Genomic DNA, 9,526 nt, shown 5'->3' with positions numbered 1-9,526 from the left:
CTTTAGGCTTTAGGTTTTAGGCTTTGGAACTGCGTTCCAGGTTTTAAATACTTCTTACTTCTTACTTCTTACTTCTTACTTCTTACTTCTTACTTCTTACTCCCTCCACTCCCCGATTATGGCACTCCAACTCCGCGTCTACGTTCCCCCACATCCATTAATTCAGCACTGGTTGGGGATGGCGAGAAATGTCGAAACTTCGCCGAAAATTATGCGGCAAACTTTGGCAGAATTAGGGAAATGGTTGGCATACGAAGCAATTAGAGAATGGTTGCCGACGATCGAAATCGCGATTCCGACACCAATGGCGGAGACTAAAGCCATTTTCGTCCATCCGCAGACTAAGCTAGCGATCGTGCCAATTCTTAGAGCGGGATTGACATTAGTAGAAGGAATCCAGTCCGTATTACCGCTAGAATCGGCAATTTACCATCTGGGATTAGTCCGGAATGAAGATACATTACTCCCAAGTTGTTATTTAAATAAATTACCCGATCGCTTCGACCCCGAAACGCGGATTATTATCGCCGAGCCGATGTTGGCAACTGGCGGAACAATCATGCACGCAATGGGAGAATTAACCCAAAGAGGCATCGATCCAGCTTTCGTGCGGATTATTTCCATCATCGCCGCACCGCCAGCCTTACAAAAGTTGAGTGAAGTTTATCCGACTTTAAGTATCTACGCCGCCACGATCGACGAACATGTAAATGAAAATGGTTTTATCGTCCCCGGTTTGGGAGATATTGGCGATCGATCTTTCGGCACCTAAATTAGGCTTTAGGTATTAGGCTTTAGGCTTTAGGTGTTAAATGAGTTAACTTTTTGGAGGTAGGATGCCTCAAATACAATTGCGTGCCAAAAACCCAACACCTAACACCTAACACCTAATACCTAATTGCACTACCGACGTTTTGGCAAAACTAATCTCTCACTCTCCGCATTCTCACTGGGAATGATGCGATGTTTAGCCGAGCCGGAAACAGCTTATCAAACCGTGCATAAAGCTGTAGAGATGGGGATTAACCATTTAGAAACAGCACGAGGATACGGACAAAGCGAGACATATTTGGGACTAGCACTTCAGCGCGAGTTACCAGTCGATCGATCGCAGTTGTATATTACAACCAAATTATCGCCGACACCCGATCGAGCATTAATGGCACAGTGGATCGATGAATCTTTAACACGCTTACAGGTAGATTATATCGACTGTCTGGCAATCCACGGCATTAACACCCCCGAACACTTAGCATGGGTGACGAATGGCTGCTACCCGGCAATTGTAGACGCGATCGAGTCGGGTAAGGTCAAACATGTCGGTTTTTCCACTCACGGTAGTTTAGAACTAATTCTCGCCGCGATCGAGACAAAATTATTTGAATTTATCAACCTGCACTATTATTACTTCTTTCAGCGACTGGCACCCGCGATTGCCCTAGCGAGTGAATACGATATGGGGATATATATTATTTCCCCTGCGGATAAAGGCGGAAAACTCTACACCCCGCCGCCGAACTTAGTCACATCGTGCGCGCCACTAACACCCCTAGCCTTTAATTATCGGTGGCTATTGTCCGACGATCGCATTAGTACCCTAAGTCTGGGTGCGGCAAATCCCGACGAACTTTATCCCTCCCTAGATTCAGCCGATGCCAACGATCCGCTGACGAGTGTCGAATTAGATATTCTCGATCGATTAGAGCGACAATTACAAACTAGCCTGAATACCGATCTTTGCAGTCAGTGTCATGCGTGTTTGCCCTGTCCCGCCCAGATTAATATACCTGAAGTATTGAGACTGCGAAATCTGTCTGTTGCTTACGACATGACCGATTATGGCAAGTATCGCTATCAGATGTTTGAAAATGCTGGACATTGGTTCCCAGGCATGAAAGCCAATCGGTGTAACGGGTGTGGAGATTGTTTGCCCCGTTGTCCGCAAGAGTTGAATATTCCGCAATTATTAACCGATACTCACGATCGACTATATACTCGCCAGGGGCGAAGATTGTGGGAATAGATTTATGCAAATAATTCAGATATCTATCGTTCGTAAGCGTCTCCGCAAGGAGAAGGGGAGCGTCTCATCGAAAAAATCGCTCTTAGGTTGGTATATCCCTATTTTTTTCAAAATGTTCTTTGACGAACATTTTTTTGCGGAGCAGCTCTAGAAACACGCACACAGAAGCTGCTGTCCTGGCGCACAACAGACCTTGGTACGATTGCATGAAATAGAAACGAAAATTTTGGGTTTCATCTGTTTCAGGAGGTCGATGGCGATCGGGAAAATATTGTTAAATGGTAACCCTAGACAACCTCCTCAATCTCTCGTTCTTGTAGCGTCGATGCTGCCAAATTAATATTAATTGATTCTTGCTGGCTTCTTAATGTAAACGGTAATACCCAATTTGCAGCCAGAGCATAATCGATCGCATACCGCGCGATCGCAAACATAAAAATACTTTTGCACAGTATTAACCCATCGAGCCAGATTTGGGCTAGTTCAAATTTGTCTGTATCTACTTGAGATAAACCGCGTACCAAACCAAAAGCTAAAACTGCACCAGAATTGAGATGATCGTTACGATCGGCGCGGATGATATAACGGTAAGTAACGCCAAATAAAAAGCCACAGAAAATCGCGATGGCTACTTCTAAAACCAGACTTACCAACAATCGAGCAGAGTTTGATAAAATAAATCGCTCCATGGCGATCGTCAAACCATAGCCGATACCTGCGACAATCCCGCCGAGACTGCCTGCTTTTACTGATTCGATTCGTTCTAGTCGATCGTGCATGGGTACTGAGTATAGGGAAAGAGGTACCCAAAAATCAACTTTGTGCAAACTAATGTAAATGACCCAGATCGCCAGCGCGCGTGTGGGGGAATCATTGTAAAGTAGATTGCAGTTCGGGTCGTGCGGACGAGTCATAGAAATCGCCCCTCGACCAGCTAAAATATTAGTAGTAATTCAAACCCAAACAATGGTAGACCGTCCAATCAAGAAAGCCGATCGTCAAAATCCACCTGTTGAGAGTGACGGTACCCCCAAGTCTTCTGAAGCCCCTAGCAAGAAGAGTAGTTCTAGCCGTGGTGGTGAAAAGGGTGGTGGCAGAAGAGACTCAAATAAAAGAGAAGAATCTAAACCCCCAGAAAATCTCGCCCTGATGAGAGGCCCCAAACCCAGCAAAGCCAAGCCTCCCACGCTCAAGGAAGCAGAACCAGAAGTGATGCAAGAAACTGCAACTGAAGAGACTTCAGCAGAAGTAACAACTCCAGATGAGGCTTAAAGGAGTCGATCGTAATTTAGTTAAATTTTAACCCCCCAGCAGGTCTCGATCGGTCGATCGAGACCTTTGTTTTTACCCCTGTTAATGTGAGCTGTTGGCACCGAGAAAGGTCAAGTTATGCTCATAAAGAAGATTAATAAAATTGGAATCGATCGGATCGAATACCAATTGCCAATTTCAGTAAAGAGGGCAAATATTTATTAGCTGGCGGAGATGATCGGATGCCAATGGTATGGCAGATCGATCGAGATATCCAGACTTTAATCGAGCAAGGTTGTCAGTGGTTAAAACAAGAATATATTCAGTCTCATCCGCTCGATGCCAAGAAAGCGAAATGCTTGCTGGTAAATTAGTGAGTAAGATATTAGTACTGCAACAACCCGTGGGGAACCATACAGCACTTTCCAGTAATATAGAGTACGTTACCCGAACCCCGATCGAGCCTACATCCTCGATCGATTGGTTTGCAAGTTACAGTTGTCGTACTCGATCGTTCGATCGGAATTTCCCCTTCTAACCTCTATCCTTCACTCCACATGGCATCTATTCGCGAATTGCACCATCAGCTTGTCACCAAAGAACGATCGGCAGTAGAAATCGCCACAGAAGCGATCGCACGAGTCGAGCAGCTCGAACCCAAACTGCGGAGTTTCTTATGTACCACACCCACTCAAGCTCTGGAGCAGGCAAGATTAGTAGATGCCAAAATTGCCGCAGGTGAAGATATTCCCCTCCTAGCGGGGATTCCGATCGCGCTTAAAGATAATATGTGTACCCAGGGTATCGCCACTACCTGCGGTTCCAAAATTCTGGCTGGCTTTATTCCCCCTTATGAATCTACCGTCACCCAAAAACTCAAAGATTTAGGCGCAGTATCCCTGGGTAAAACCAACCTCGATGAATTTGCAATGGGGAGTTCCACTGAAAACTCTGCCTATCAAGTCACCGCCAATCCTTGGGATCTAGAGCGAGTACCGGGCGGATCTTCAGGCGGTTCGGCTGCGGCTGTAGCGGGGTCAGAATGCGTTGTATCGCTCGGTTCCGATACTGGCGGCTCGATTCGTCAGCCTGCGTCTTTTTGTGGCGTGGTGGGGCTAAAACCGACCTATGGATTGGTATCGAGATTCGGATTGGTGGCTTATGCCTCTTCTCTCGATCAAATTGGGCCATTTGCGCGTACTGTCGAAGATGCCGCTATTTTACTCGAAGCGATCGTCGGTCACGATCCTAAAGATTCTACCAGCCTCAATATTAAAACGCCCAAATACTCCCAATTACTCACGCCAGATTTACCCAAAGGCTTAAAAATCGGCGTAATTACCGAAACTTTTGGTGAAGGTTTAGATCCGCAAGTTGCCGAATCCGTCCGTCAGTCGATCGAACATTTCCGTTCTCTAGGTGCGGAAATTCAAGAAATTTCTTGTCCCCGCTTCCGCTATGGTTTGCCCACATATTACGTCATCGCCCCATCCGAAGCATCAGCAAATTTAGCCCGCTACGATGGTGTTAAATACGGCTTCCGCGCCGAGGCTGATAACCTGATGTCCATGTACACCCAAACTAGAGCCGCCGGATTTGGTGCCGAAGTGCAACGGCGAATTATGCTGGGTACCTACGCGCTCTCAGCGGGTTATTACGATGCTTATTATCTCAAAGCTCAAAAGGTAAGAACGCTCATCGAGCAAGACTTTAAAACTGCGTTTAGTCAAGTCGATATTCTGATTACCCCTACCGCACCGACGACGGCTTTTAAAGCTGGCGAAAAAACTGCCGATCCTTTGAGCATGTACCTCTCCGACTTAATGACTATTCCCGTCAACCTCGCTGGCTTGCCCGGAATTAGTATCCCCTGCGGCTTTGACGATAACGGAATGCCGATCGGGATTCAACTACTCAGCAACGTCTTACGCGAAGATCTGTTGCTGCAAGTCGCTCACGTTTACGAGCAGTCTACCACCTGGCACACGCGATCGCCGCAACTATAAAAAAGGTAAAAGATCGATTTTTCGCAAGACATTGCCCCTACCCAATTTTTTAGTTACCCTAGCGATGGCGATCGATATCGCTAGGGTAACAACCGGAGTAGATCGGAACTAAATTGTGAAACATAACACATGTTACTATCTAAAATATAGTTATCGTTTAAATTTTAGATCGGTACGAATTGGGGAAACTAGTTTAAAAGTAATTTTAAGCAAGGAAGATATCTATGAAGGAAGCAATTAAACAATCTCTAAGTAACACGTCTGTATACGATCTAGCCAGATCAGTTGCGAATATAGTCAAAAGTTTAAATTACCAACTAGTCAGAAAATTCGGTAGTGTCGATCGGCAAATAGTTGCTAATTATTTTCAAGAAAATGAGATTCGGAAGTTGCACATCGGCTGTGGTGGTAACATGCTACCTGGGTGGTTGAATTCAGATCTGAAGCCATTTTCACCGAATATTTTTAATCTCGATGCCACTAAACCTTTTCCACTAGAAAACGATCGATTCGATTGCGTATTTAGCGAACACATGATCGAGCACATATCATATGCCGATGGATTATTAATGTTGACTAGTTGTTTCCACGCCCTCAAGCCTCAAGGAAAAATCAGAATATCAACACCCAATCTGCCATTTTTAATCGATCTTTATAAGGAAGGTAAATCTAGTCAGCAACACGAATATATTAAATGGGCTACGCATGAATTCGTTCCACATGTCGATGCTTATCACGACACATTTGTAATTAATAACTTTGTGCGCGACTGGGGTCATCAGTTCATTTATGATGAGAAGACGCTGCGATTATCTTTAGAAAGAGCCGGATTTACCAACATTGTCAAATGCAATCTCAATGACAGTAACATCGATTCATTTAAAAATTTAGAAAATGAGAGTCGATTGCCAGCAGGATTCTTGAAATTAGAAACACTCACGCTTGAAGCAACAAAATTAATTAACAGTTAAGAACGATCGAAGATGGTGTGTTATCCTCACTGTCAAATTCTAAATTTACGATCGAAATTAATGTAGGGGCAATGTCTTGTCGTTTTCTTATTCGGGGGGAACCCTAGACATAAAAACGCCGCTGTCTTGTGTCGCATAATCCGGGAGGTTCCCTCCCGGCTGCGTTGGCGAAGCCTCTGCCTTAGCAGATACCGCTTCATGAATTGCCCCTACATTAATTTCGGAGTTGTCTATTGACTAGTTACTAGTACTTGAGAGCGAATTTTGGCAACTAAATCGCTGAGTTCGTCTCGATCGAGTCGATAACTTAACGGATGAGCAATTAGTCTGGCACTGCTGTAAAATAGAGTTTCAATCTCGATCAGACCGTTTTCTCTGAGTGTTTTACCCGTCGATACTAAATCGACAATTGCCTCAGACATACCCGTAATCGGCCCTAATTCGACCGAACCAGAAAGTGGTACGATCTCGATCGGTAGATCGATACTATCAAAATAATCTCTAGCACAATGCACGAATGTCGAGGCGACTCTACCGTGCGCGGGTAAATCTAATGTATTCCGGTAGGGACTATTTTCTTTGACTGCTACCGACAGTCTACAGGTACCAAATTTGAGATCGACTAATTGAGCGACTTGAGGAGTTTTTTCTCGCAGTACATCATACCCGACAATTCCTAATTGAGCTTGTCCGTATTCTACATAAACGGGGACATCATGATTCCTAACCAGTAATGCTTTAGCGCGATTGGTGGGATCTGTAATTTGAAGTTGGCGGTTATCTTTTTCTAAGAAGGCACTAAAGTCTAAACCAACAGACTGAAATAGCTGGATACAATCTTTTAGCAAACCACCTTTTGGTAAGGCTACGGTAATCATTGAATTAGATGGGAGTGGGGAGTGGGGAGTGGGGAGATGGGAGATGGGAGATGGGAGATGGGAGTGGGGAGATGGGAGTTAGGAGTTGGGGATTTTTATTATTTATCATTCCGAACTCCGAACTCCGAACTCCCCGCTCCCCGCTCCCTACTTATTACTTAATTCTCGATTACTTTGTTGATGAATAATGCGATCGATTGTACCGAGGGGGATCGAGGAGATTAACTTACGAGTATATTCTTTTTGTGGCGATCGGTAGATATTTTCGGCAGAATTGATTTCTTCAAGTTTACCTTGATTCATTACCATAATGCGATCGCTCATAAATTTAACTACGCTCAAGTCGTGGGAGATAAAAATATAGGTAAGATTGAATTCACTTTGTAACTCTTTAAATAGGTTTAATACCTGCGCTTGAACCGAGACATCGAGGGCGGATACCGACTCGTCGCAGATGATAAACTTAGGATTGAGTGCAAGCGCACGGGCGATACATACCCGCTGGCGTTGACCGCCAGATAGTTGGTGTGGATAAAGTTTGAGATAATCTGGATGCAGCCCAACTCGTTGTAATAAATATTCGGCACGTTCTTGACGTTGTGCTTTGCTTTTAAGTGTTTTATGAATTACTAGCGGTTCGACAATTAAATCGCAAATACTCATCCGAGGATTGAGCGCGCTAAATGGATTTTGGAAAACAATTTGTAACTCTCGGCGCAAGATTTGCATCTGTTCGCCTCGGAGTGTGGTAATATCTTGACCTTGAAAATAAATCGAACCCGATTGAGGTTCGATTAATCTGAGAATCGTGCGGGCGAGAGTACTTTTACCACATCCAGATTCGCCCACCAAACCGAGTGTTTCACCTGAATTAACATGAAAGGAAATATCATTTACTGCCCAAGTATATTCTTGATGATTCTTCCCAAACATACCGCGTGCGGGAAAACCAACTTTTAAGTTATTAACTGCTAAAATTGGTGTCAACCGATCGTCTATTTCGGGTGCTTTGAGTTCGCGATTATCGATGGTTGTGTCTTGCATTACAACCGATAATGGTTGCGGCTTTTCGAGAATTTCAATACTACCATCCGCACGAACGCGTTCTTCCATAAAGTCCTTAATTGTCGGCAGAATTGAGGTCGCTCGATCGGGACGCGGACGACAGGCTAATAAACTTTTAGTATAGGGATGGGTGGGATTCTGAAATAGTTCTAAAATCGGTTTGCACTCAACTATTTTCCCTTTATACATAACTGCTACCACATCGGCAATTTCAGCAATAATTCCCAGATCGTGAGTGATAAAAATCATCGACATTTCCCGCCGATCTCGTAACTCTTGAAGTAGTTCGAGAATTGTTGCTTGGACAGTCACATCCAACGCTGTTGTCGGTTCGTCCGCAATTAACAAAGTCGGATTACAAGAAATTGCCATTGCGATCGTTACCCGTTGTAATTGCCCGCCCGAAAGTTCGTGCGGATAACGTTCTAGCCACGATAATTTTTGCTGATTAATCGCATCATTAAGTTCTCGATCGCTCGGCTCCGCTGTCGGTAGTTCTAACAATTTAGTATTAGCTAAATACTGCTCTTTTAACCGATCGTCGCTGGGAATTAGCTTGACTTCTTGCAATACATAAACAGCTTGCCGACGAGCCTCAGCCGCCGATAAAGATTGATGCTGAGTAATTGCTTCGACTAATTGATAACCGATCGTAAATACCGGATTGAGCGAAGTCATTGGCTCTTGAAAAATCATCGCCATTTGCGCGCCGCGATAACTCGAAAATTGTGCTGGAAATAACGAGAGTAAATCGATCCGTGGAGGTGTACCCCCATCCCGCTCGTTACCCTGAAACCACACCTCACCCTGGGTAACTTTACCCGCACCAGGCAGCAATCCCATTACCGCCAGAGATGTTACCGATTTACCAGAACCAGATTCACCCACAATGCCTAGTGTTTGCCCCGGCTGTAGCGCAAAAGAGATCCCATCAATCGCAGGTTGCTTGGCACCGAGGAATTGCACCCGTAAATTACGAACATCCAGGACGGGAGATCGATCGGCCATAGGTAGATCTAAAATGAGAGTCGATTTAACTAAGATAGCTCTATCTTACGCTATCGATCGGTACAAGTTGCTACGATCGATTGCTACTAAATTATGGCAATACTGTAATATGTCGATCGATCGTAAATCGGATTTATAATGGTACATCACCAGCAGATCGGGGCACATTCAGATCGATCGAGCTGTCACTATTAGCTAGACGACAAGTTTTCAACAGCAGAAAAATTCATGATTGGAATCCTCGCTGTATTATCAGTCTCTGCTGCGGCTGGAATGCGAATCGATCTGAATGTGCCCCGTTCGACTGGCGACATACCATTATAA

At 44.6% G+C, this 9,526-nt stretch carries 9 protein-coding genes; 6 read left to right on the top strand and 3 right to left on the bottom strand.

The features are described from left to right. The first annotated feature begins 118 nt into the window (after positions 1 to 118). Together upp and RMO79_RS16145 are read left to right on the top strand one after the other, a co-directional pair. A complete protein-coding gene (upp, locus tag RMO79_RS16150) occupies positions 119 to 772 on the top strand; it encodes a uracil phosphoribosyltransferase (protein ID WP_310484199.1) in 654 nt (217 codons plus the stop codon). 126 nt (positions 773 to 898) lie between these two features. Next, a complete protein-coding gene (locus tag RMO79_RS16145; RefSeq protein ID WP_310484198.1) occupies positions 899 to 2,023 on the top strand; it encodes an aldo/keto reductase in 1,125 nt (374 codons plus the stop codon). Between the two features lie 287 nt (positions 2,024 to 2,310). Here RMO79_RS16145 and RMO79_RS16140 read toward each other — a convergent pair whose 3' ends face one another. After that, a complete protein-coding gene (locus RMO79_RS16140) occupies positions 2,311 to 2,802 on the bottom strand; it encodes a hypothetical protein (protein WP_310484197.1) in 492 nt (163 codons plus the stop codon). A 187-nt stretch (positions 2,803 to 2,989) separates the two neighbouring features. Here RMO79_RS16140 and RMO79_RS16135 point away from each other — a divergent pair, with 187 nt between their 5' ends. From RMO79_RS16135 to RMO79_RS16120, 4 genes are all read left to right on the top strand, one after another. Continuing rightward, positions 2,990 to 3,295 (top strand): hypothetical protein, encoded by a 306-nt coding sequence (locus RMO79_RS16135; protein ID WP_310484196.1) that lies wholly within the window; start codon positions 2,990 to 2,992, stop codon positions 3,293 to 3,295. A gap of 221 nt (positions 3,296 to 3,516) precedes the next feature. Further along, entirely contained in the window at positions 3,517 to 3,648 is a 132-nt protein-coding gene (locus RMO79_RS16130; RefSeq protein WP_310484195.1) for a hypothetical protein, read from the top strand. 183 nt (positions 3,649 to 3,831) lie between these two features. After that, entirely contained in the window at positions 3,832 to 5,280 is a 1,449-nt protein-coding gene (gene gatA / locus RMO79_RS16125; protein ID WP_310484200.1) for an Asp-tRNA(Asn)/Glu-tRNA(Gln) amidotransferase subunit GatA, read from the top strand. Positions 5,281 to 5,504: 224 nt separating this feature from the next. Next, positions 5,505 to 6,251: a methyltransferase domain-containing protein gene (locus RMO79_RS16120; protein ID WP_310484194.1), complete on the top strand. Its 747-nt coding sequence runs from the start codon at positions 5,505 to 5,507 to the stop codon at positions 6,249 to 6,251. Positions 6,252 to 6,481: 230 nt separating this feature from the next. On the opposite strand, the gene hisG is transcribed toward RMO79_RS16120, so the two are convergent. Then, entirely contained in the window at positions 6,482 to 7,129 is a 648-nt protein-coding gene (gene hisG, locus RMO79_RS16115; protein ID WP_310484193.1) for an ATP phosphoribosyltransferase, read from the bottom strand. A 147-nt stretch (positions 7,130 to 7,276) separates the two neighbouring features. Further along, positions 7,277 to 9,202, bottom strand: a complete 1,926-nt coding sequence (locus RMO79_RS16110) for an ABC transporter ATP-binding protein (protein ID WP_310484192.1) — start codon at positions 9,200 to 9,202, stop codon at positions 7,277 to 7,279. Positions 9,203 to 9,526: the final 324 nt, after the last annotated feature.

The organism is Chamaesiphon sp. VAR_48_metabat_403, from assembly GCF_031422475.1.
In the GTDB taxonomy this organism is placed as follows: domain Bacteria; phylum Cyanobacteriota; class Cyanobacteriia; order Cyanobacteriales; family Chamaesiphonaceae; genus Chamaesiphon.
The sequence above is the reverse complement of the archived record's forward strand: the minus strand, read 5'-3'. Positions and strand labels throughout refer to the sequence as shown.

Excerpts from the sequence above, each read along its gene's own strand:
- RMO79_RS16110 (WP_310484192.1), bottom strand. The coding sequence starts at position 9,202 with ATGGCCGATCGATCTCCCGTCCTGGATGTTCGTAATTTACGGGTGCAA.
- RMO79_RS16120 (WP_310484194.1), top strand. The coding sequence starts at position 5,505 with ATGAAGGAAGCAATTAAACAATCTCTAAGTAACACGTCTGTATACGAT.
- RMO79_RS16135 (WP_310484196.1), top strand. The coding sequence starts at position 2,990 with ATGGTAGACCGTCCAATCAAGAAAGCCGATCGTCAAAATCCACCTGTT.
- RMO79_RS16130 (WP_310484195.1), top strand. The coding sequence starts at position 3,517 with ATGCCAATGGTATGGCAGATCGATCGAGATATCCAGACTTTAATCGAG.
- upp (WP_310484199.1), top strand. The coding sequence starts at position 119 with ATGGCACTCCAACTCCGCGTCTACGTTCCCCCACATCCATTAATTCAG.
- hisG (WP_310484193.1), bottom strand. The coding sequence starts at position 7,129 with ATGATTACCGTAGCCTTACCAAAAGGTGGTTTGCTAAAAGATTGTATC.
- RMO79_RS16140 (WP_310484197.1), bottom strand. The coding sequence starts at position 2,802 with ATGCACGATCGACTAGAACGAATCGAATCAGTAAAAGCAGGCAGTCTC.
- gatA (WP_310484200.1), top strand. The coding sequence starts at position 3,832 with ATGGCATCTATTCGCGAATTGCACCATCAGCTTGTCACCAAAGAACGA.